General features: G+C 44.6%; 17 protein-coding genes and 1 other RNA gene. 14 read left to right on the forward strand and 4 right to left on the reverse strand.

The features are described 5' to 3' along the window. Positions 1 to 278: 278 nt before the first annotated feature. Positions 279 to 1,415, reverse strand: coding sequence for an FAD:protein FMN transferase (locus G636_RS19080; protein WP_051227101.1), 1,137 nt, complete (start codon positions 1,413 to 1,415; stop codon positions 279 to 281). Next, the gene (locus G636_RS0116430) at positions 1,412 to 2,251 is read right to left on the reverse strand and encodes a hypothetical protein (RefSeq protein ID WP_035779964.1); all 840 of its coding nucleotides are present in this window, start codon (positions 2,249 to 2,251) and stop codon (positions 1,412 to 1,414) included. Before G636_RS0116430 ends, G636_RS19080 begins: the two co-directional genes overlap by 4 nt. A gap of 198 nt (positions 2,252 to 2,449) precedes the next feature. On the opposite strand from G636_RS0116430, the gene thrC reads away from it, so the two are divergent. Continuing rightward, positions 2,450 to 3,940, forward strand: coding sequence for a threonine synthase (gene thrC / locus G636_RS0116435; RefSeq protein WP_035779967.1), 1,491 nt, complete (start codon positions 2,450 to 2,452; stop codon positions 3,938 to 3,940). A gap of 291 nt (positions 3,941 to 4,231) precedes the next feature. Here the strand turns inward: thrC and G636_RS0116440 are convergent, their stop codons facing one another. After that, a complete protein-coding gene (locus tag G636_RS0116440; RefSeq protein ID WP_026508952.1) occupies positions 4,232 to 5,608 on the reverse strand; it encodes a citrate/2-methylcitrate synthase in 1,377 nt (458 codons plus the stop codon). Between the two features lie 270 nt (positions 5,609 to 5,878). On the opposite strand from G636_RS0116440, the gene G636_RS0116445 reads away from it, so the two are divergent. The 11 genes from G636_RS0116445 (at position 5,879) to G636_RS0116490 (ending at position 17,076) form a co-directional block, all read left to right on the forward strand. Next, positions 5,879 to 7,117: a BMP family lipoprotein gene (locus tag G636_RS0116445; RefSeq protein ID WP_026508953.1), complete on the forward strand. Its 1,239-nt coding sequence runs from the start codon at positions 5,879 to 5,881 to the stop codon at positions 7,115 to 7,117. Positions 7,118 to 7,293: 176 nt separating this feature from the next. Next, positions 7,294 to 8,832 (forward strand): ABC transporter ATP-binding protein, encoded by a 1,539-nt coding sequence (locus G636_RS0116450; protein WP_026508954.1) that lies wholly within the window; start codon positions 7,294 to 7,296, stop codon positions 8,830 to 8,832. Beyond that, positions 8,829 to 9,998 carry an ABC transporter permease gene (locus G636_RS0116455; RefSeq protein WP_026508955.1) on the forward strand — a complete coding sequence of 390 codons (1,170 nt, stop codon included), beginning with the start codon at positions 8,829 to 8,831 and terminating at the stop codon, positions 9,996 to 9,998. The genes G636_RS0116450 and G636_RS0116455 overlap by 4 nt, the downstream gene beginning before the upstream one ends. Further along, positions 9,998 to 10,954, forward strand: coding sequence for an ABC transporter permease (locus tag G636_RS0116460; RefSeq protein ID WP_026508956.1), 957 nt, complete (start codon positions 9,998 to 10,000; stop codon positions 10,952 to 10,954). Before G636_RS0116455 ends, G636_RS0116460 begins: the two co-directional genes overlap by 1 nt. Before the next feature lie 122 nt (positions 10,955 to 11,076). Continuing rightward, complete coding sequence (locus G636_RS0116465) at positions 11,077 to 12,894, forward strand: aminopeptidase P family protein (protein ID WP_026508957.1); 1,818 nt, start codon at positions 11,077 to 11,079, stop codon at positions 12,892 to 12,894. Further along, positions 12,894 to 13,121: a hypothetical protein gene (locus G636_RS0116470; RefSeq protein ID WP_026508958.1), complete on the forward strand. Its 228-nt coding sequence runs from the start codon at positions 12,894 to 12,896 to the stop codon at positions 13,119 to 13,121. The genes G636_RS0116465 and G636_RS0116470 overlap by 1 nt, the downstream gene beginning before the upstream one ends. Positions 13,122 to 13,276: 155 nt before the next feature. Further along, a non-coding RNA gene (gene ssrS, locus G636_RS20150) (6S RNA) lies at positions 13,277 to 13,486 on the forward strand. Between the two features lie 54 nt (positions 13,487 to 13,540). Then, complete coding sequence (locus tag G636_RS0116475) at positions 13,541 to 13,963, forward strand: hypothetical protein (protein ID WP_026508959.1); 423 nt, start codon at positions 13,541 to 13,543, stop codon at positions 13,961 to 13,963. A gap of 404 nt (positions 13,964 to 14,367) precedes the next feature. After that, on the forward strand, positions 14,368 to 15,297 hold the full coding sequence (locus G636_RS0116480) for a hypothetical protein (protein WP_026508960.1): 930 nt from the start codon (positions 14,368 to 14,370) through the stop codon (positions 15,295 to 15,297). A gap of 15 nt (positions 15,298 to 15,312) precedes the next feature. Continuing rightward, on the forward strand, positions 15,313 to 16,356 hold the full coding sequence (locus tag G636_RS0116485; protein WP_051227102.1) for an SPL family radical SAM protein: 1,044 nt from the start codon (positions 15,313 to 15,315) through the stop codon (positions 16,354 to 16,356). Between the two features lie 6 nt (positions 16,357 to 16,362). Beyond that, entirely contained in the window at positions 16,363 to 17,076 is a 714-nt protein-coding gene (locus G636_RS0116490; protein ID WP_026508962.1) for an SDR family oxidoreductase, read from the forward strand. Positions 17,077 to 17,169: 93 nt separating this feature from the next. On the opposite strand, the gene G636_RS0116495 is transcribed toward G636_RS0116490, so the two are convergent. Continuing rightward, a complete protein-coding gene (locus G636_RS0116495; protein WP_026508963.1) occupies positions 17,170 to 18,315 on the reverse strand; it encodes a DUF3048 domain-containing protein in 1,146 nt (381 codons plus the stop codon). A gap of 206 nt (positions 18,316 to 18,521) precedes the next feature. Here G636_RS0116495 and G636_RS0116500 point away from each other — a divergent pair, with 206 nt between their 5' ends. Further along, the gene (locus G636_RS0116500) at positions 18,522 to 19,220 is read left to right on the forward strand and encodes a YggS family pyridoxal phosphate-dependent enzyme (RefSeq protein WP_026508964.1); all 699 of its coding nucleotides are present in this window, start codon (positions 18,522 to 18,524) and stop codon (positions 19,218 to 19,220) included. Positions 19,221 to 19,496: 276 nt separating this feature from the next. Next, positions 19,497 to 22,187, forward strand: a complete 2,691-nt coding sequence (locus G636_RS19085) for a right-handed parallel beta-helix repeat-containing protein (RefSeq protein ID WP_081668549.1) — start codon at positions 19,497 to 19,499, stop codon at positions 22,185 to 22,187. The last annotated feature ends 9 nt before the right edge of the window (positions 22,188 to 22,196 follow it).

Below are 22,196 nucleotides of genomic sequence, written 5' to 3' on the forward strand. Positions count from 1 at the left end.
GCCATTTGAGAGCGGCTAGGGCCGCTGGGCCTATTTGCCAGCAACATGTTCTCACGAAACACGCAGTAAATGCGTGTTTCTGAAGGTATGTCTAATAACATATACATTAGAAGAATAACCAAGCTGCCCTGGCAATTTGATATGTACCCTCCTTACTGGTTTGTCCAGTAAAGAGGGTACATATCATTATGACAGGGCAGCTTTTTAATAAGTTTTTATTTATCAGTTTACTTATTTTGACTTTTTTATTTGTTTTTAAGAGCTAATGAAATACTCTTTTACTGATCTATATAAGAGCCTGGGAAGCCTGAGGAATAGCTTATCTTTTGATCGCTGTCTATGAACATGGCTTCTATACCGTCAAGGCTCTCTATAAGCTTCATTCCTTCGTCTGGTCCCATTACAAAGCAGGCAGTGGATAAGGCGTCTCCGTCTATGGACTTGTCAGACAGTATGGTTACAGAGTAGAGTCCGTTTGATACAGGAAAACCGTTATCAGGAGAAAGGATATGATGGTATATAAGGCCATCCTTCTCAAAATATCTTTCGTAGACACCTGAAGTAACTATGGATTTGTTGGAAGTATTTACGATCTCTGAAAAGGAGCCCGAGTCACCAAAGGGCTTTTGTATCCCTACTCCAAAATCTTTGCCATTAGGCTTGGAACCTATCAGCAGGACATTGCCTCCAAGGTTGATAATGGCGGATTGTATTCCTTTTTCCAGTAAATGTGCCTTTAATTTGTCTGCTATCATTCCCTTGGCCACAGCTCCAAGAGCTATATGGCATGAAGGATCTGACACAGTGACTGTGGATCTTCCTTTGTTTATGCTTATGCATGAGGGATCGGTATGTTCCAGAGCTTTTTTCAGGGCGTCTCCTGACGGGATGATCTTGTCCCGGTCAGAAGTGAAGTCCCAAAGCTCTATCACAGATCCAAGAGCAGGATTTAGGGCGCCGCCGCTGAGCTCGTTATACTTAAGGGCGGTATCCAGAAGATCTATAGTGTCTTCATTTACCTTGGTGACTGCACCTTCCGAATGATTGATATTATAGACATCAGAGCCCTCAAGATCGGGATCAAGGAGATTCTCCATATCACCGCAGATCTCCATGCATTCATTTAAGATTTCTTCATCGTTGCAATCATAAATTCTCACATTGACTATAGTATTAAAATAAAATCCCGATCTTTCGATATACATGTTCCCGGAAAAGGCTGTACATCCCACCAGAGATATCACTGTTCCCAGTATCATAAAGAGGATAATGAAGGTAGCTATGAGCCTTACAAATGGTGAATATTTGCTGCGATAATTACCTTTGTTTTTATGCCTTCCAGGTTTGGCAGTATTTTTTGATGATTTCCTTCCTGATCTAATTGTGTCTGTTTCATTAGTGAGTCTGATCTTCATGTTCTTTGTTTGTCCTTATATTTTTTGTCACTGTTAAAATGTCTGATCCTGGGAGAAACCCGAATCGAGGCATATATATCTGCATAATCACGAGGGCTCATGTCCTGGAGATAATTGAGCTCGTAGTTTTTGCGCACATTTTGCTGCGAAAGGAGGTCTGCTGCTTTGTTATATGCGATTGCGGCTTCTTCCTCTGTGTTGTAGGTTCCGATTATATAATTGCTCCTGACATGGATCACTGCCTTGTAGCGTGTCAGACCTCTGACGCTGATCCTCCTGACGCCTCTGTAGTGATTGATCACTTCGATATTGTGGTAGCGCAGATCGCTGCTGTCACCATTGACGAAGCGAAAATCCCTGCCTGCTACGGAATAGGCTTGTATTCCATATCTTGACAGGATACTGATGTGGCTGCCATAATCTGCCACAAAGAGATGAGACCCCCTCTTCATTATGGTGTGAGAGGAATAATAGAAGAGGTCGTCCATATCGAATGTAAGTATATCATTTTGATTAAGATAATAAAAAAAATATTTTTTCATCAGGAAAATAGGAGTGGAGAAATATACTCCGTTATCCCTGTAATTGACAAGCTGTACACATTTATTAAAGGGCAGGATGTAATCCTCTTTCCACTTATCAAGAGTCCAGGCAGCTGCTGATATGATGCCTTTTCCCTCAAGATAGGCTGCATGAGCGTCATTTTCACTATTATATGAGCCCAGAGAGATATGCCTGCCTTTTATTGTTATAGAAGAGCGGTAGTATAAGCTGCCGTCTTTTTTGCTGGCTATCTGTACTCCTGCCAAAGCCGATGAAGGTAGATTTTCAGTCATATATAAAATGACCTCCATTTTTGACCATTCGGACAAAATAACGATAAATAATTGTATAATTATTCAATGCTTGTATTAATTGTACGTTACGCTATGGCGACAGATGTGGTAGAATAAAACCCATATTTATAACCATATTATCAAAATAAGTATAGGATTTCAAAATATAAGATATACAGATACAGGAAAGGGATCATTATGAAAGACGTTTTTTATTCCAGTACCAGAGGGGGCGGCGAGCAGGTAAAGGCTTCCAAGGCAGTGCTTATGGGACTTGCACCGGATGGAGGCTTATTTGTTCCGGATCATATCCCTGCATTTGACAAGAGTCTTGAAGAGCTGTCAGCTATGAATTATCAGGATCTTGCCTATGAAGTAATGAAGCTGCTGCTTACAGATTACACAGAGGAAGAGCTGAGATTCTGTATTAACAGTGCTTATGACAAGAAGTTTGATTGTGAGGAGATCGTACCTCTTACAGAGGCCGGCGGAGCATGGTTTATGGAGCTCTATCACGGTAAGACCATAGCATTCAAGGATATGGCTCTGTCCATCCTTCCTTATCTTATGACTACTGCAGCCAAAAAGAACGATATGAAAAATGAGATCGTCATCCTGACTGCTACCAGCGGCGATACAGGTAAGGCTGCTCTTGCAGGATTTGCAGATGTAAAGGGTACCAGGATCATCGTATTCTATCCCAAGCATGGCGTTTCTCCCATCCAGGAGAAGCAGATGGTTACTCAGAAGGGTGACAATACCTGCGTAATAGGTATCGAAGGCAATTTTGACGATGCCCAGACAGGAGTAAAGAAGCTCTTTACAGATAAGGAATTGGCTTCTGAGATGGATTCAAAGGGCTTTGTATTCTCATCAGCCAATTCCATCAACATCGGAAGACTGATCCCTCAGATCGTGTACTATGTATATGCTTATACCAGACTTATGGCAGGTGGCAGGATTGCTAAGGGCGAGACTATCAATGTAACTGTTCCTACAGGTAACTTTGGTAATATCCTTGCTGCTTATTATGCAAAGCAGATGGGCCTTCCTATTGGCAAGCTTATCTGTGCTTCCAATTCCAATAAGGTACTCTTTGATTTCTTTGCAAGCGGCAGCTATGACAGGAACAGAGACTTTATCCTTACCTCATCACCTTCCATGGATATCCTGATCAGCTCCAACCTTGAGCGTCTGATCTACCATATCGCAGGTGATGATGCAGCTGCAGATGCTGCTTACATGAAGGATCTCTCAGAAAAGGGCAGATATGAGATCACAGCTGCAATGAGAGAGAAGCTCTCTGACTTTGCAGGAGGATATGCCAGCGAGGAAGAGACTTCAGCAGCTATCAGAAAGCTCTACGAGGATACCGGCTATGTGATTGATACTCATACAGCTGTAGCAGCTCATGTTTACAATGAGTACAAGAAGAACACAGGTGATGATGCTGTATGCGTTATCGCATCCACAGCAAGCCCCTTCAAGTTCACAAGAGCGGTATTGGGAGCACTGGAAAATGTTGATGACAATGCCGATGATTTTGCACTGGCTGACAGACTTGCCCAGAAGGCAGGACTTGAGATACCTGAAGCTGTAACATCTATCAGACAGGCAGCTGTCCTTCATGACAAAGTTGTGGACAAAACAGAGATGGAAGCAGCAGTAAGAGCTTTTCTTAATATTTGATAATATTGTATGTATTATTAGATGACCATTCAGAAACACGCATTTACTGCGTGTTTCGTGAGAACATGAATCTGGCAAATAGGCCCAGCAGCTTTAGCTGCTTATAAATGGCCTATTTGCATACATTCTTGGATGTTTTATCCAAGAATGTATAAGTAAAGGGCACAGGTGACCGGATGGCCGCCTGTGCCTTTTTTGGACTTTACCTGTAAGCGCTGTCATGAATTAGCAGGAAGTTGCCGCAAAAAATCCTGCCCATATGAATATGAGCAGGATTCTGTGATCAAACGATCATTTGGGCCTCTTGTCCATGGGTACGTAAGGAATGTGAGGTCCTATAGGCTTGTAGGCGGGACGGATGATCTTGCCGTTATTGGCAAGCTCTTCAAGCCTGTGAGCTGACCAGCCTACAATCCTGGCCATTGCAAAGAGAGGAGTGTAGAGCTCCAGAGGAAGGCCCAGCATCTTGTATACAAAACCGGAATAGAAGTCCACATTGACACTTACGCCCTTATACATCTTTCTTCTCTCGGAGATGATCTCGGGAGCAAGCCTGGCTACCTTGTCATAAAGGGCATATTCCTTATCAAAGCCCTTTTCGTGAGCCAGCTGCTCTACGAAGCCCTTGAAGATCATGGCTCTTGGATCTGACTTGGAATAGATAGCATGTCCTACGCCGTATATGAGGCCGGCTTTGTCAAAAGCCTTGCCATCCAAAAGGGCATTGAGATAAGCTGTGACTTCATCATCATCTTCCCATTTAGAGATATTCTTTTCCATATCCTCAAACATGCGCACAACTTTGATATTGGCGCCGCCGTGGCGAGGCCCCTTTAAGGAACCGATAGCTGCAGCTATGGCAGAATAGGTATCTGTTAGTGAACTGGTAACAAGGTGTGTGGTAAATGTGGAGTTGTTACCACCGCCGTGCTCCATATGAAGTATGAGACATACGTCTAGCAGCTTAGCTTCAAGCTCTGTATAGGAGCTGTCCGGGCGGAGAAGATAGAGTATGTTCTCTGCGGTGGACAGGTCAGCCCTGGGCACATGGATAAAGAGGGAATTGCCCTCGTGGTAGTGATTGTAAGCCTGATAACCATAGATGGCCATGAGAGGAAACAGAGCTATCAGTGACATGCACTGCCTCAGTACGTTGGGAAGTGACGTGTCATCAGGGTTGTCATCATATGAATATAATGTAAGTACGCTTCTTGCAAGGGTGTTCATCATGTCACGGCTGGGAGCCTTCATGATAATGTCCCTGACAAAATTGGTGGGAAGAGACCTGTAAAAGAAGAGAGTCTCCTTGAACTCCTTGAGCTCTGAAGCTGAAGGAAGACGCCCGAATAAAAGGAGATATGTAGTCTCCTCAAAACCAAATCTCTTGTCAGCTATACAGCCGTTTATGATATCTCTGACATTGATGCCGCGATAATAGAGCTCGCCATCAGTTGGTACCATGACACCGTTCTCTTCTCTGGTGGCTACTATATCAGAAATATGGGTCAGTCCTGTAAGGACACCCTTACCGTTTAAGTCACGAAGACCGCGCTTAACATCAAATCTGGTATAAAGCTCAGAGTCGATCATGTCGGCAGCTTTGGCCTTGCTTGCAAGTTCTGTTATGAATGGTGTGATTTCTGAATAAATATTCTTTTCGCTCTGCAAAAAAACTCCTCCGTATAGAATCTAAATGGTTGAAAATGGCGTGTTTAAGAGATTTCTACGCCGCTAGAATAAAATATATAATTATTCTATCATAAATGACGACAGGAATTTATTAATTTTTTGTTTCGATATTCTGAAAATTACTGTATAATAAATAATTGGTCAAAGAATTAATATTGACCAAACAATGTGTTTTTATCTGTTCTCCCCTTATTAAGAACAGATAGGAATAGCAGAGGTGGGCATAATATGCTCAGGAAAGGAAGGATTATGAAAAAGATGAAGAAGATTCTGGCTGCTACAATGGCAGCTGCTATGACAATGAGTCTTGCAGCTTGCGGTTCTTCACAGCCGGAGACTCCCGCTGCAGAGGATGTACAGGAAGCAGTAGAAGATGTACAGGAAGCTGCCGAGGAGGTAGCAGAGGATGCCCAGGAGGCAGAAGAGGAAGTAGCTGACGATGCTACGGAAGAGACTGATATGCGTGTTGCTATGGTCACAGACTATGGTGATATCACTGACCAGTCTTTCAACCAGACAACATACGAAGCATGCCAGGCATACTGTGGCGATTCTATTGATTTCACATACTACAAGCCTGAAGGCGATTCTACAGATGATCGTGTTACATCTATCGAACAGGCTATTGATGACGGTTACAATGTAATCGTTATGCCCGGATACGCTTTTGCAGGCGCTATCGTTAACGTAGCTTCTGAGTATCCTGATGTTAAGTTCGTAGCTCTTGACGTTTCTCAGTATGATCTTGATACAGAGAACGGTGGAGAGTTCTCCGAAGCTAACGTATTCTCAGCAGTATACCAGGAAGAGCTTCCCGGATACATGGCTGGATATGCAGCTGTAAAGATGGGCTATACAAAGCTTGGTTTCCTTGGCGGTATGGCTGTTCCAGCAGTTATGCGTTACGGCTACGGTTTCGTACAGGGGGCAGATGCAGCAGCTGCTGAGCTGGGTGTTGATGTATCCATGAACTATGCTTATGGTAACCAGTTCTTCGGCGATGCTGATATCACAGGCGCTATGGACACATGGTACCAGGGCGGCACAGAAGTTGTATTTGCTTGCGGCGGCGGTATCTACACATCAGCAGCTGAAGCAGCAGCTAAGGTTGGCGCTAAGGTTATCGGTGTTGACGTAGACCAGCAGGCTACAATCGATGGCGGTTACGGCGATGGCATCACTATCACATCTGCTTGTAAGGGTCTTGCAGCAACAGTTAACACTCTTCTTGAGGCTATCAAGAACGGTGAGTGGGACAACTTCGGCGGACAGATCCAGAACCTTGGTCTGGTAAGCGGCGATGATCTCTCCCTTAACTATGTAAGCCTTGCAGATTCTACAGTATATACTGATGGATTCACAGAAGATGATTACAAGGCACTTGTTGCTGATATGTACAGCGGCAAGATCTCTGTATCAAATGACACTTCTGCTGAAGAGCCTACAGCTGAAAATGTAGCTATCAACTTCCAGGGCAACCTTAAGTAATTTGTTTTACAGATGAAAGCGGTGCCGGAAACGATATTTGTTTCCGGCACTTTTTTTGACGATTAGAAATTGATGAAATAAAGCTATTTTTGCTGCTTTATGTTAAAATATAAAAAGATGGTATAAAGGGTATTATCTTTTAATTAAGGCTTAAAAAATGTAAAGGAGACTTCAGCATGCAGGACGTATACACAATTGAAATGCTGAACATTACAAAGCGGTTTCCTGGAATCGTAGCCAATGATAACATCACGCTGCGATTGAAAAAGGGGGAGATCCATGCTCTGCTGGGCGAAAATGGCGCCGGCAAGAGTACACTGATGAGTGTCCTTTTCGGACTTTATCAGGCAGAAGAAGGTATTATCAAAAAGGATGGCAAAGAAGTAAAGATCACCAATCCTAATATTGCCAATGACCTTGGTATAGGAATGGTGCATCAGCATTTTAAGCTGGTGCAGTGCTTCAGTGTTCTGGATAATATCATATTAGGTGTTGAGACTACAAAGAACGGCATACTTCAGAAGGCTGAGGCCAGAAGAAAGGTCATGGAGCTGTCTGAAAAGTATGGTCTCAAGGTAGATCCCGACGCTCTGGTTGAGGACATTACGGTTGGTATGCAGCAGAGGACTGAGATCCTCAAGATGCTGTACAGGGACAACGATATTCTCATTTTTGATGAGCCTACCGCTGTTCTGACACCTTCTGAAATAGATGAGCTGATGCAGATCATGAAGAATCTGGCCAAAGAGGGCAAGTCTATTCTCTTCATCTCTCATAAGCTCAATGAGATCATGGAAGTAGCAGACAGATGTTCCGTACTCAGAAGAGGTAAATACATCGGAACAGTTGATATCAAAGATACTACAAAGGAAGAGCTCAGCCGAATGATGGTTGGCCGTGATGTTCAGCTGGTAGTATCCAAGGGTGAAGCAAAGCCCGGAGAAACAGTACTGTCTGTAAGAGATATGTCTGTTGCATCCAAGCTTCATCATAACAATGCAGTAAAGAATGTATCCTTTGACGTAAGAAGAGGCGAGATAGTATGTATCGCCGGTATCGACGGCAATGGTCAGACAGAGCTGGTATATGGTCTGTCAGGTCTTGAGCCTATAGTAGGCGGCTCCATCAACCTCTGCGGTAAGGATATATCAAAGGCCAGCATCAGGAGCAGGAGTACTTCCGGAATGAGTCATATTCCCGAAGACAGACAAAAGCATGGTCTGATACTGGATTATTCCCTTGCTTATAATCTGGTGCTCCAGAGATATTTTGAACCTAAGTTTCGTAATGCTCTGGGCTTCCTCAAGGAAAAAGAGATCAATGCCTATGCCAATGAGCTTATAGATCAATACGACGTAAGATCAGGACAGGGCACTGCTACCATAGTAAGGAGCATGTCCGGAGGTAACCAGCAGAAGGCTATCATTGCCAGAGAGATGGACAAGGAACATGATCTTCTCATTGCTGTTCAGCCTACAAGAGGTCTGGACGTGGGAGCTATTGAGTATATCCACAGACAGCTGATTGCTCAGCGTGATGCCGGCAAGGCAATCCTTTTGGTATCTCTTGAACTTGAAGAGGTGCTCAGTGTATCAGACAGGATACTTGTTATGTATGAAGGCGAGATCGTAGGTGAGCTTGATCCTGCAAAAACAAATAGAGAGGAGCTGGGTCTGTACATGTCCGGCGCCAGGAGGGAGGCAGTTAAGGTATGAAACAGAAGAAATCCATACTAGCTAATGAGACCTTCCAGTCTATAGCAGCATCAGTTCTCTGTATCGTAATAGGAATGCTCATTGGTTACATAGTACTTCTTGTGATCAACGCCAAGGGAGCCAATGAGGCTATTACCACACTTATCAAGAACTATTTTACATTTTCATCCAAGAAGCTGATATTAAAAAACCTGGGTAATACCCTGATCAAGACCGCACCTCTTATCATGTGTGCGCTGTCCGTTCAGTTCTGTTACAAAGCAGGTCTCTTCAATATCGGAGCTGCCGGTCAGTATGTAGTAGGTGCCGGAGCCAGCTTATATGCCGCACTTGGCTGGCATATGCCCTGGTTTGTATGTGTGCTCTTTGCTATGTGCGCAGGTGGCATTTACGGAGCTATCGTAGGCTTCCTCAAGGCTTTCCGTAATGTTAATGAAGTTATCTCAGGTATCATGCTCAACTGGATAGGTCTCTATCTGGTAAATATGCTCCTGTCAGGTGTTAAGGAGACCACAAGCCCTTATACACTGGACCTTGCCAAGGAGAATACTTCAGCTTTGATGCCTACACTGGGTATGGAGAAGTTCTTCTCCAATAATACTCATGTGACCATAGCTATTCCTCTTGCTGTTATCATTGCCATAGTTATCTGGGTTATCCAGAAGAAGACAGTATTTGGCTATGAGCTCAGGGCTACAGGTATCAATAAACAGGGCGCCAGATATGCAGGTATGAAGGAGAATACCAACATTATCCTGACTCTTGTGATAGGCGGCGCGCTGGCAGGTACAGGTGCTGCATTCCAGTTCCTGACAGGCTATGAGCAGTGGACTACTACAATGTCCAGTGTTCCTGCAATGGGCTTTAATGGCATTGCGGCTACCTTCCTTGGTGGACTCCATCCCGTAGGTACTGTATTTGCTTCATATTTCATCCAGCACATCACCAGTGGTGGTGCAAGACTTGACAAGAATATCTATCCTTCACAGATATCAGACCTGATCTCAGGTATCATCATTTATCTGTGCGGCTTCGTTCTATTCTTTAAGTATGCCATCAACTTAAGGCTCCAGGCCAGGGCTGAGAAGGAGCTAAGGCTCCAGAGACAGCGCGAGGAAAATGCATCATCAGCTGATGCAAAAGAAGAGAAGGGAGGTGATAAGTAATGGTACTACTTATCCAGTACACACTGCTCTTTGCTTCCGTTCTTATGCTTGTAGCCCTGGGCGGCTGCTATTCCGAGCATTCTGGTGTCATCAACCTGGGTCTTGAAGGCATCATGGTAATGGGTGCTCTGGGCGGAGCTCTTACTCTTAAGAGCTTTAATCAGGCTTATGCAGCAGGAAATGTTAGTGCATTTGTAGTAGTTATCGTTACTATCCTTATTGCGATCCTCAGCGGCATGCTCTATTCATGCCTCCTTGGTTTTGCAAGTATCCAGTTCAAGGCTGATCAGACTCTGGTAGGTACAGCCATGAACATGCTGGCTGCAGCTATGGCTACAGTTATTGTTAAGACTATCAATACTTCTGAGAATCCTAACAATGTATCTACTACAGTAGCTTATATTGATGCTAAAAAGGCACTGAACAGGAACATCGGTTCCTTCCAGTTTAGCTGGTTTATGCTGGTGGCAGTGATTGCTCTTATCCTGGCTTATGTGGTCCTTTATAAGACCAAATTCGGCCTTAGGCTTATGGCCTGCGGTGAGCATCCTCAGGCAGCTGATTCTGTAGGTATCAGTGTTAACAAGATGCGCTGGGCAGGAGTTCTGATCTCTGGTATGTTCGGCGGTCTGGGCGGCATTGTATATATCACTGCCGGCGTTAGTGAGTGGAAATTTGAAGTGGGCGTAGCAGGCTTTGGTTTCCTGGCTCTTGCTGTTATGATCTTTGGTCAGTGGAAGCCTCATATCATAGCTCTTGCAGCTCTGTTATTTGGTTTCTTCAGAGCTTTGTCCAACGTGTATTCAGGCTTTGATTTCCTCTATGCACTGGGCATCCCCAGCTCATTCTATAACATGATGCCTTATATCATCTCGCTTCTGGTATTGGCATTTACATCCAGAAACTCAAGGGCACCCAAGGCAGAGGGAATTCCTTATGATAAGAGTTCAAGATAAGTATGTCTCTGCTTGTTATAATAGACCAGGGAGTTTATTGGAAGTGCAATTGTGATATAATAAAGGCCCCACGTTTTGTGGGGCCTTATTTTACGAAATAATTTATCCGGAGGATATTATTTATGGAAAACACAAAGATCAGAGAGCGTCTGGCTGCTCTCAGGAGTAAGATGAAGGAGTATGGCATTGATTATTATCTTATGCCTACCTCTGATTATCACAACTCCGAATATTCGGCTGATTTCTTCAAGGCCAGGGAGTTTTTTACAGGCTTTACCGGATCCAATGGAACAGTAGTAGTAGCTCAGGACTGGGCAGGCCTTTGGACAGACGGAAGGTACTTCATCCAGGCTGAAAAGGAGCTGGAAGGCACAGGAGTTACTCTCTATAGAATGGGTAATGAAGGCGTACCTACTATCAAAGAGTATTTGACTGAAAATGCTGCAAGCGGATCTAAGATAGGCTTTGATGGCAAAGTAGTCCCTTCTGCAGAAGGTGCAGGCTATGAGAGTATATTTGCAGCTAAATCAGGCGTTGTAGTATATGATAAGGACCTGGCAGCTGAAGTATGGGCTGACAGACCGGCCCTTCCCAGTCACCCTCTCTATCTGGTGCCTGCAGATCTGTGCGGCAAGAGCTTTGAAGAAAAGCTTAGCGAAGTGAGAGAGAAGATGGAGGAGCTGTCAGCTAAGGATCATCTCATCTGTAAGCTGGATGATATCATGTGGCTGACTAACCTTAGAGGTAATGATGTGGAGTGCAATCCTGTAGCTCTGTCATATGCCTTTATCACCCCTGATGCTTTCCACTTCTTTGTACAAAGCGGTGAGATGACAGAAGAAGTCTCAGACTATTGCAGGGAGCATGGCTTTACTGTTCACGACTATAGTGAGATCAGTACATTTTTGGAAAATTATGACTATGACGGAGACGTGCTGGTAAATAAGGGTAATGTGAGCTATGCCATGGACAAGGCTCTGGATAAGGGGCTTAATCCCGGCTCATATAAAAAGGTCAATAATTTTGATCCCACTGAGCTGATGAAGGCTGTAAAGAATGAGACAGAGCTGAAGAATATCCGTGAGGTATATCTGAAGGATAGTGCAGTCCTTTGCCGCTTCATATATTATGTTAAGAATAATGTGGGCAAGGAGCCCATGGATGAATACAGCCTGGCTATGAAGCTTGATGATATGAGAGCTCAGCTTCCCGGCTTTATAGAGCTGTCCTTCCCTACCATATCAGCATATGGACCCAATGCAGCTATGATGCATTATGAAGCTACAAGGGAGGATCATGCCGAGGTTAAGGCCGAGGGCATGCTGCTGGTAGACTCAGGTGCCACATACCTGGGTGGTACCACTGATGTGACCAGGACCATGGTGCTGGGACCTATCTCTGAAGAGGTGAAGGAACATTATACCAGGAGCTGTATGGGGATGTTAAGGCTGGCTGCTGCAACCTTCCTTGAAGGCTGTACAGGTCGCAATCTGGATATATTGGCCCGTAGTCCCCTTTGGGATATTGAAACTGATTACAAGTGCGGTACAGGCCACGGTATAGGTTATATGCTCAATGTACATGAGGGGCCTCACAATATACGCTGGGCTATGAGACCCGGCCTTAATGATGCTGCTCTGCAGCCCGGCATGATCGTATCTGACGAGCCCGGTGTCTACAAGGAGGGCAGTCACGGTATCCGTATCGAGAATATTATTGAGGTAGTAAAGGCCGGCAAGAATACAGACGGTCAATTCCTGAAATTTGCTCATCTCACCTATGCACCCATCGATCTGGACGCTATAGACAAGAAATATATGGAAGAGCGTGATGTGAAGCTTCTCAATGACTACCACAAGCAGGTATGGGAGAAGGTATCACCTCTTATCGTGGACCAGGAGATCAAGGACTGGCTAAAGAGTGCCACAAGGGAGATTTGATGGATTACGGTGCTGCAGAAGCTATTTTCTTTGTTCGCTGCACTCCAAATGACATTTTACAAAATTCTTCCGCAGCCTTCTTTCCAATGCGCCGCACTCGAAAAAACTCCGGGCTTTCAGCCCGTTCAGACAGTTTTCTCGTGGGCGCTTTGAAGGCTGCGTATGAAGAATTTGTAAAATTTATATTCTTGGATAAAGATTCCAAGAATATAAGTCATTTGAAGTGAATGCTCACGTCAGAAAATAGTTTTCTGCAGCAACCTGTTTCCATCAGAAATTGTGGACGAGCGGTTGTGTTTTGAATGTTATGGATATTAGAGGGTGAAAGCCATCTTGCTTTTTTGCCGTATATGTCTATAATAATAATTAATAAAGATAGAATAGTTGCCTGGGATGTACGACAATCCTGTATATTTTTGAACCTACAGTTACTTTAAACGGGACTCCTATATCACCGAACTTTATGTCACGCCTCCGGCTTCTGCTTATGTAGAATCGCCACGGCAGAGGAAGGCAGCGGCTTTCGGTTGCGGTAACCCACCTGGCTTTTGCTAGGAGTCAAAAAGCAGGAAACGGCACCTCCGGGTTAACTTAAAAGAAATGCCGGCGCGTTGCGCCGGCATTTCTTTTAGAAAAAGGGGGAATTATGAGCGCCAAAGATGAATGTGAAGTGTTATTAGGAAGTATATTGCCTTTTGTTCAAGAACTACTACAGAAGTATAAAGAGTTTTATCCTGTTGGAGCTGTAATGGATAATGATGGAAATATATCATTTACATCATGCAAAGAGGAAAGTGAACATCCTGAATCTCAGTTCATAATAGATGCTCTTACTCAAATACATAAGAATAAAGCTGAAAAGCAGTTAATAAAAGCCAGCGCAATCGCATGGAATGCTGTTATTCAGGATGAAAATGGGAATAATGTTGATTCGATTGTAGTCAGCTTGGAACATAAAGATGATTATAAGGTTAAAATATTTGAACGATACAAAATGGGATTGTTCAAAAAAATCCAGTTTTCAGAAATTACTGCGGTTGTTGGAAATACTGATATTTGGCCCGGGTAACCTTATCAGTGATCAGGTATCATGATGCTATTTCTTGTTTTCCTTTATTCATTGTTAAAAATGCGCAGCTGCAGAAGATTATTTGCCGCAGTGAGCATTCACTTCAAATGGTTGTTTTTACTTATTCTTCATTCACAGCCTTCAAGCGCCCACGAGAAAGTTGTCTGAACGGGCTGAAAGCCCGGAGTTCTTTCGAGTGTGGCGTAATGAAGGAAGGCTGTGAAGAAGAATATAGTAAAACACCATTTGGAGTGTGGCGAACGAGGAAAAAACCTTCTACACTGCGCAATATTTATAATACATTTGATACAATAGATTCAAGAGCTTTATCTGCCGAAGGAGGCACGGGATGAAGCTGTCTGCTTTATAGAAGCAATCGGAAATCAGCACGATTAAGGACGATTATGATAGTGATATTTTCAGCCCTGTTCATAGAGGCTGCCGAACTCATAAGAATACTAAAACTCAAAAAAGAATCAGAGCCCTCTGCATTTGCAAGGTATAGTAATAGTGATAAAAATATTCTGCTCATAATAAGCGGGGTGGGACCTGTAAATGCAGCAGCTGCTGTTGGCGACTGCCTGGGGAGGTTATCCGGGGAGGAGCTGTCCCATGTTCAGCTATTGAACTATGGCTCTGCTGCCGGTGAGGGCATGGCTGTGTCCTCAATCTACAGGATAGTCAGGATAGTGGATGATATTACACAAAGGACGTATTATCCTGATCTGATAATAAGGTCAGAGTATCCTGATGCGGTGCTGTATAGCAGTCCCAAGATATTTAAAGACAAAGAGGTGCAGCATAGCCCTTCTCTGATCAATAAATCTGATAGCCATCAGGATATGTCCGGGGGATCTGATCAGGAGCAGATGCCATGCAGGTCTCTGCCTGTGCTCCATGATATGGAGGCTGCAGCTATATATGAAGCTGCGTCTCATTACATAGGTCCTGACAGGCTGCATTTCATCAAAGTGGTATCTGACATGGGAGATCCGGCTGTCAGCAGAGATACGCTGGCTGCAGTAATGACAGAGAGCTCAGCTAGAACAGCAGCCTTTGTGGACGTCTTGTGCCGGTATGAAGAGATTAAGGGGAGAGCTGCATACTATGGCGAAGGAAGAAATCTTGAGATCACAGCTAAGCTCTCCGGTCTTCTTAAGTGCTCTGTGACCATGGACAGGCAGCTTAGGCAGCTTGTGAGATATTATTTTTTGTCTACTCAAGATGCGGGAGATAAGCTGGATAAGCTGCTGGAGGAAGGGTATTTTGATGCCAAAGACAGAAGGGAAGGCAAGAAGATACTGGATGATCTAAGGAAGCGGATCCTGGCATGAATAGAGGCGTGGTATATGGATGTGAATGATAATAGAGCTGCCTTCGAAAGCAGTGATATAGTCCTTCCTGCTTTTCATCATATATATGTTGAAAAAGAGCTCCTTAGGAGTCCGGAGGCAGAGAGGATCATAAAGAGATTTCCTGCTGCAGGAGTGATAGAGATAGATCATTACAAGGATATATTTAACAGGAAAAGGCAAGACGGCAGCGTGCAGAGAAAGGCAAGGAGCCTAATCCTTGCACAAAAGAGCGGAAGGCTGGTATACGACGGAGCACCTGTATGCCAAAACTTTGGAAATAAACACTTTTACTATACTTCCGTGATGATGAACTGTATATATGATTGCGAATATTGTTATCTTAAAGGTATGTATCCTTCGGGCAATATGGTCCTCTTTATCAATCTGGATGACATATTTGCGGCTGTAGAAGAGCTGCTTGGCTCTTTTCCTGTATACCTGTCAGTATCTTATGATACGGACCTTATGGCAGTGGAAGATATTACAGGCTATATTGCCAGGTGGATAGATTTTACCCTTATGCATGAGGATCTGACCATTGAGATCAGGACCAAATGTGCCAGGAGGGATCTCTGGGACAGGCTGCCTGCCTGCGACAGGGTGATCTTTGCATATACCTTGTCTCCTGATGAGATAGCCGGGGACTATGAACACGGATGCCAGGGGCTGCGTGAGAGGCTTAAGGCTTCCTCGGAAGGCCTTGATAAAGGCTACAGCGTGCGCCTTTGCTTTGATCCTATGATATATATCCCCGGCTGGAAAAAAGCTTATGCTGACATGATAGAAGAGGCGGCGTCTTTGGTGGACTTTGACAGGGTGAGAGACTTTAGCGTGGGGAGCTTTCGCATATCTGAGGAGTATCTTAAAAGGATGCGCAGGTCACTGCCATATTCTGCGGTGGTACAGTATCCCTTTGAGCTATCTGATGGCTACTATCATTATCCTCAGGCTCTTACTGATGAGATGGAGGGATACCTTAAGGAACGCATCCTTGAGCATTGTCAGGGAGCGCAAATATTCAGATGGAAGGAATCGTGACTATTTATGAATATCAAAACTGCACTGGTAACAGGAGCATCCAAGGGAATAGGAGAGGCTATCTCCGCACTGCTTGTTGAAAGAGGGATAGAGGTCTATGGAATAGGGCGAGATTTTACCAAAACGGCACCTTCCCTTATTAAGGACCCATTGTTTCACGGCGTGACCTGTGATCTGACAAATGATAAAGAGACGGAAGTTTGTGTGAACTTTATAAGAAAACAGGCCAGCATAGATATGCTGGTCAATAATGCAGGCTGTGCTTATTACGGTCTTCACGAGCAGCTAAAGGCAGATGGCATCAGGGAGATGATAAAGACCAATTTAGAGCTCCCTATAGTCCTTACAGGGCGCTTCCTTCCGGATTTTAAGAAGCGGGGAGGCCTGATCATCAATATCTCTTCAGTAACGGGATCATCTTTTGCCAATCCTCATGGAGCAGCTTACGGTGCTACCAAGGCAGGACTCTTATCATTTGGCAGGAGCATATTTGAGGAGGCCAGGAAGTGCGGCGTCATGGTGACCAGCATTATGCCCGATATGACCAGGACAGAGCTATACAGGAATGCAGATTTTGAGGCGGATAGCGAAGAAGGTACAGGGCTTGATCCCATAGACGTAGCCCGTATGGTAGGAGTGGTCCTTGACCTTCCTGATGGTGTGACCTTGCCCGAGATCACTATAAGACCTCAAAAGCATCGCATCAGAAAAAAGCAATAAACAAGAAAACAGACATGCAGCAGGAATACTGTACATGTCTGTTTTTTTGATTCGTTTTATTCTTTTTATAAGCGCTTTTGCATCTTTAAATGATTACTTTAAAACAACCTGATCCCATGTATCGCCGGGGATGAGACCTACATAAGTCTTGCCGGTGTTGATGGTAAGCTCATTGCCGCTCAGATCAAAGTATCTTGTGTGATCAGTCTCGGAAGACTTGGTCCACTTGATCGGGATGCACTTGCCGCCTGTGAGATAGTAGCCGGGCTGGTCAACGTTGAGATAGTTGTATACCAGGTAGCCGTTCTTATCAAGCTGTGCAAAGCTTGTATCCTGAAGGATGACATTGGTAAAAGCAAGAGCCTCGCTGTCTTCGCCATCCTGGTGAAGTGAGCCGTAGTCGTAATACTCATACTTGCCGGTAGACTCATTGTACTTCAGCTTGGACTCATTGTGCTTGAAGGGAAGATCTACTTCTGTAACATCAGATACTGTGCCCATGGTGCTCAGATCAACTGTTGTACCGTACTGTGTGAAATTGAAGTGTGACTCATCAGCAAATCTGTTCTCATTATATGTTGTAGAGATGCTGGAGTTCTTGAATGCGGAATTCAGGTCTCCGGATACGATATACTCTGTAAATTCTCTGGACTTGCCGTTGGCAACACGAGAGAAGATACCGGAGAAGTGATCCTTGTAAAGCTTCTGCTGGAAGTACTGGTCGTTATAGAAAGGACCACCATCGTGGCAGAGTACTGCATTCCATTCAGCAGCCAGAACGATATTGGTAGGTCTGGTGGAACGGATGGAGCCCAGCTGGTCGATCTTCTCCCAATCCTTAACAAGGCACATCAGACGTGTGATGCGGTTGTTGGCTGTGCTGTTCATAAGCTCATATACTACATCTGCTTCAGCTGTTCCAAAGTGGGGAAGTGCTGTCTTTTCATTGTCTACCATTGCTGCGATGGGGCGCTGATCCTTAAGAGCCTCATCAATAGGCTCACCTGTAAGCTCAGAGAGATACATTCCTTCGGGGATCTCTGCTGATGCAGCAGTTTCATCCTCAGTCACAATTTCTTCATCCTCGGGAGTTACCTCTTCCTCTGCGGGTTCCTCAACAGGGGGCATTACTTCAACTGCAGAAGAACCGATCTCTGATTCTTCCTCTTTTGCTCCGCAAGCTGTGAATGTTGTTAGAAGCAGTCCTGCGATAAGAAGAGAAGCTATTTTTCTTTTCATTATTGTCTACTCTTTCCGACCGTCTTAATAGATGATTCCTGCGGTCTATCAATTTTTTCGTAAAACCTGCCAAATAATTTTACCAAATACTGTTAAATACTACAAGGTCATAATATAATCTGCTAAGCTTAAATTATCCTTAAAAGCGGTTCTATACTTGATTTCATGTGTTAAACTATTGTTAGTGAAAGAAAGGAAAATAAACAATGAGTCATATATCTGAGAATCTGATCCAAGTAGAAGAAAAAATAAAAAAGGCTTGTGAGAGAGCAGGACGAAAGAGAGAAGAAGTCACTCTTATTGCAGTAAGCAAGACCAAGCCCGTAAGCGATATCAGAGAGGCTATGGACTGCGGTATCACAGTCTTTGGAGAAAACAAGGTTCAGGAGCTAAGGACCAAGACAGCTGAGATCACTGAGAAGCTCAGCTGGCATATGATAGGCCACCTGCAGAATAACAAGGTCAAATATCTGCCCGGAATGGTGGATATGATCCATTCCGTTGATAATATGAAGCTGGCCCTGGAGATTGAAAAGCAATATGCTGCAAAGGGCCTTAGAGCTGACATTCTATGCGAAGTGAATATGGCAGGTGAAGAGAGCAAATTCGGTCTTTCACCTGAAGATGCAATAGCATTTATAGATAGCATAAAGGATCTGGAGCATATACGTATCAGAGGCCTGATGACCATTGCTCCCTATACAGATGATCCCGAATCAAACAGGAAGTATTTCAGAGGCCTTAGAGAGCTTATGAATAAGGCCAATGAGAGCCTGGAGCTTAAGGAAGCCATGGATACTCTGTCAATGGGAATGACAGGGGATTACGAAGTAGCCATAGAAGAGGGTGCCAGCTTTGTAAGAGTAGGCACCGGTATCTTTGGCGAGAGAAACTACGCTGTCTGACAGAGATAGTTGTTCAGAAAGTATATGAAAAATGATCAGAAATATATATCTGATCATTTTTCAGAAGAGCTGGCCAAAGAAATATAATATGACTGCGGCCAGTCCCAGTGCTGCAAGTATTACCAGTGCATAGTACCATTTGATCCTGCCCATAAATATCCATCCTTTCGAGTATTTGCATTATGATATGTTATCATTTTTGGCACCTGTATTTCAAATACATTTTGATGACAAAGTGTTGATAGTGCAGGCTGCTCATGTGTTTGGAGGTATGCTATGAGATATTATGTTGCTGCAGACAGACTTACAACAGGTGACGGTTCTCTTGTACATCCCTTTAGCAGGATATCGGATGCTGCGAAAGTGGCAAGGCCGGGGGATGAAGTGATAGTTGCTCCCGGTGTATACAGGGAGTGGGTGGATCCCCCAAGAGGCGGCAGCAGAAAGCATCGCATCACCTACAGGTCACAGATCAAGCACGGCGCAGTCATAACAGGTGCAGAGATAGTGGACCACTGGGAACGCATAGAGGGCGGTATCTGGAGAGCCAGTGTTCCCTGCAGCATATTTGGGGAGAGGAATCCATATACAGAGTATGTGAAGGGTGACTGGTATAACAGTTCTAAGGTCAATCATCTGGGGGATCTGTATCTTAATGGCAAATCCATGTACGAAGTCCATAGCATAGAAGAGGTCAGAAGTCCCAAGGTAAACAGGGATTCCTGGGTACCGGAGGATACTGTCTTTGTATGGTACTGCGAGGAATCTCCGGATCATAGGGACATGATTTTTTATGCCAATTTCAGAAGGGCTGATCCCAGAAAAGAGACTATAGAGATATCTGTAAGACCTCACTGCTTTTATCCCAGCCGTGAAGGCTGTGGATATATCAGTCTCCAGGGCTTTACAGTAAGGCAGGCAGCATGTCAGTGGGCTCCTCCCACAGCTCTCCAGGAGGGTATGATAGGCCCTCATTGGTCTAAGGGCTGGATAATAGAGGATTGTGATATATCGGAAGCCAAGTGCGCAGGTATATCCCTGGGCAAGTATTACCAGGAAGGTAATGACAACAAGTGGACAAATGAGGGACTAAAGGACGGCACCCAGACTCAGAGAGATGCCTCCTGCAGAGCTCTTATAGATGGCTGGGACAAGAAGAATATCGGCTCCCATATTGTCAGGAGATGTGAGATCCATGATTGCGGACAGGCAGGAATAGTGGGGAATCTTGGAGCTGTTTTCTCTCAGATAGAAGATAATCATATACATCATATTAATTGCAAGCACAATCTTGAAGGCGCAGAGATAGGAGGCATTAAGCTCCATGCTGCCATAGATGTGCAGATAAGGCACAACAGGATCCATCATTGCACCAGAGGCCTGTGGCTGGACTGGCAGGCTCAGGGTACCAGGGTCAGCTCCAATCTCTTCTATGACAATACTCCCCCAAAGGGCTGTACTTTTTCTGATGGACTGGCTGTGGGAGAAGATATATTTGTAGAAGTATCCCATGGTCCTACGCTTATAGATAATAATCTCCTCTTATCAGATTTTTCCCTTAGGTTATCCACCCAGGGAATAGCTTTGGTGCACAATTTTATCGCCGGCTCCATGACCTTTGTGGGCAGGGGAACTGATAATGGCGGCAGACTTTTTGCCACTGACAGGTATACGCCTTATCACGAGCCGCATTCTACTGCTATTACGGGCTTTATGACTATCCTCCACGGTGATGCCAGGATATTCAATAATGTATTTGTGCAAAAGCCCATATCCGAGGAACTGATGAGATATGCCGAAAGGAACAAACTCTCGGACGGAGATCTTCTTAATTTCTCCTGTGGCACCGGTCCTTATGAGGATTATCCTGAGCCTGATGAGTACAAGGAAAAGCTAAGGACCATGTCAATGGGCAGAGATACGTTTTATGATCATCTGCCGGTATCCTATGAAGGCAACTGCTACTTTGGCGGCGCCAGGCCTTCAAGCCATGATAAAGACTGCTACTGCGATCCTGACAGCCGTATAAGCTGGAAATTGGAAGACAATAACGGAATGGTGGAATTCTCCACAGACCTTTTCGCCTTTATGCCTGCAGGCAAGGACAGGATCATCAATTCAGATATCCTGGGCTGCGCCTTTGAATCTGAGCAGAGATTTGAGGATGCTGACGGCTCCTTCCTGGTCCTGGATACGGATATCAGGGGCGTGCGCAGAAAACCTTCTACCAGCTGTGGACCCTTTGAAGGACCGGGAGAGCGCTTTATCCTGGACTGGGATGAGAGGGCTGGCTATGGGGAAAAGAAGTCTATAGCCGAAAAGCCCCGCCTCATACCTCTAAAGGAGAGAGGGGGATATATAGATGGTCCTCGAGAAGATGGCAGACCTGAAAAAGAAGATAAAAAGCATGATGATATAATGCCAAAGGAAGAAGATGATAAGGCAGAAGATGATAGGGCCAAAGAAGGCGAAGGCCGCAGCTCCAAGAGGGAACTGATCTGTGATATAGCAATGACTGAGTGCGATGATATTACAGTCATGAGCAAGGAGAGGACCAGACGGGTGAGCGAGATCTTCATCAAGAATAATATCGTATGGGTCCATCTGGAGAATGACAGCGGTCTTACAGAGATAGACTGTGAATATGGGATAGGGCATTTTGTGCCCTCCTGGAGCATGGAGGCTGATAATACCATAAGGGCTACAAAGAGCGATGGAAGCATGGCTCTTGGCAGGACTATTGCTGCACTTCTGAGAATATATATTGACAGCGACCTGCAAAATCCCGAAACTATAGAGAGGCAGATTCTTGGCTCTGAGGGAGATATACTGTCCAGATATGGCATAGAGCTGCGCTTTAGAGGAAGGCAGCTGAGGCTGATCAGGGACAAAAAGTTTATAACCATAGAAGAAGCAGCGGAGGTACTCTCAAGAGCCTCCGGTGATGTGATCACAGAGGAACTCTAGGATCGACTA

The organism is Butyrivibrio sp. MC2013 (assembly GCF_000424585.1).
Taxonomy (GTDB): domain Bacteria; phylum Bacillota; class Clostridia; order Lachnospirales; family Lachnospiraceae; genus Butyrivibrio.

Coding starts and splice junctions, on each gene's coding strand:
- G636_RS19080 (WP_051227101.1), bottom strand. CDS start 1,415: ATGAAGATCAGACTCACTAATGAAACAGACACAATTAGATCAGGAAGG.
- G636_RS0116430 (WP_035779964.1), bottom strand. CDS start 2,251: ATGACTGAAAATCTACCTTCATCGGCTTTGGCAGGAGTACAGATAGCC.
- thrC (WP_035779967.1), top strand. CDS start 2,450: ATGAAAGACGTTTTTTATTCCAGTACCAGAGGGGGCGGCGAGCAGGTA.
- G636_RS0116445 (WP_026508953.1), top strand. CDS start 5,879: ATGAAAAAGATGAAGAAGATTCTGGCTGCTACAATGGCAGCTGCTATG.
- G636_RS0116450 (WP_026508954.1), top strand. CDS start 7,294: ATGCAGGACGTATACACAATTGAAATGCTGAACATTACAAAGCGGTTT.
- G636_RS0116455 (WP_026508955.1), top strand. CDS start 8,829: ATGAAACAGAAGAAATCCATACTAGCTAATGAGACCTTCCAGTCTATA.
- G636_RS0116460 (WP_026508956.1), top strand. CDS start 9,998: ATGGTACTACTTATCCAGTACACACTGCTCTTTGCTTCCGTTCTTATG.
- G636_RS0116465 (WP_026508957.1), top strand. CDS start 11,077: ATGGAAAACACAAAGATCAGAGAGCGTCTGGCTGCTCTCAGGAGTAAG.
- G636_RS0116470 (WP_026508958.1), top strand. CDS start 12,894: ATGGATTACGGTGCTGCAGAAGCTATTTTCTTTGTTCGCTGCACTCCA.
- G636_RS0116475 (WP_026508959.1), top strand. CDS start 13,541: ATGAGCGCCAAAGATGAATGTGAAGTGTTATTAGGAAGTATATTGCCT.
- G636_RS0116480 (WP_026508960.1), top strand. CDS start 14,368: ATGATAGTGATATTTTCAGCCCTGTTCATAGAGGCTGCCGAACTCATA.
- G636_RS0116485 (WP_051227102.1), top strand. CDS start 15,313: ATGGATGTGAATGATAATAGAGCTGCCTTCGAAAGCAGTGATATAGTC.
- G636_RS0116490 (WP_026508962.1), top strand. CDS start 16,363: ATGAATATCAAAACTGCACTGGTAACAGGAGCATCCAAGGGAATAGGA.
- G636_RS0116495 (WP_026508963.1), bottom strand. CDS start 18,315: ATGAAAAGAAAAATAGCTTCTCTTCTTATCGCAGGACTGCTTCTAACA.
- G636_RS0116500 (WP_026508964.1), top strand. CDS start 18,522: ATGAGTCATATATCTGAGAATCTGATCCAAGTAGAAGAAAAAATAAAA.
- G636_RS19085 (WP_081668549.1), top strand. CDS start 19,497: ATGAGATATTATGTTGCTGCAGACAGACTTACAACAGGTGACGGTTCT.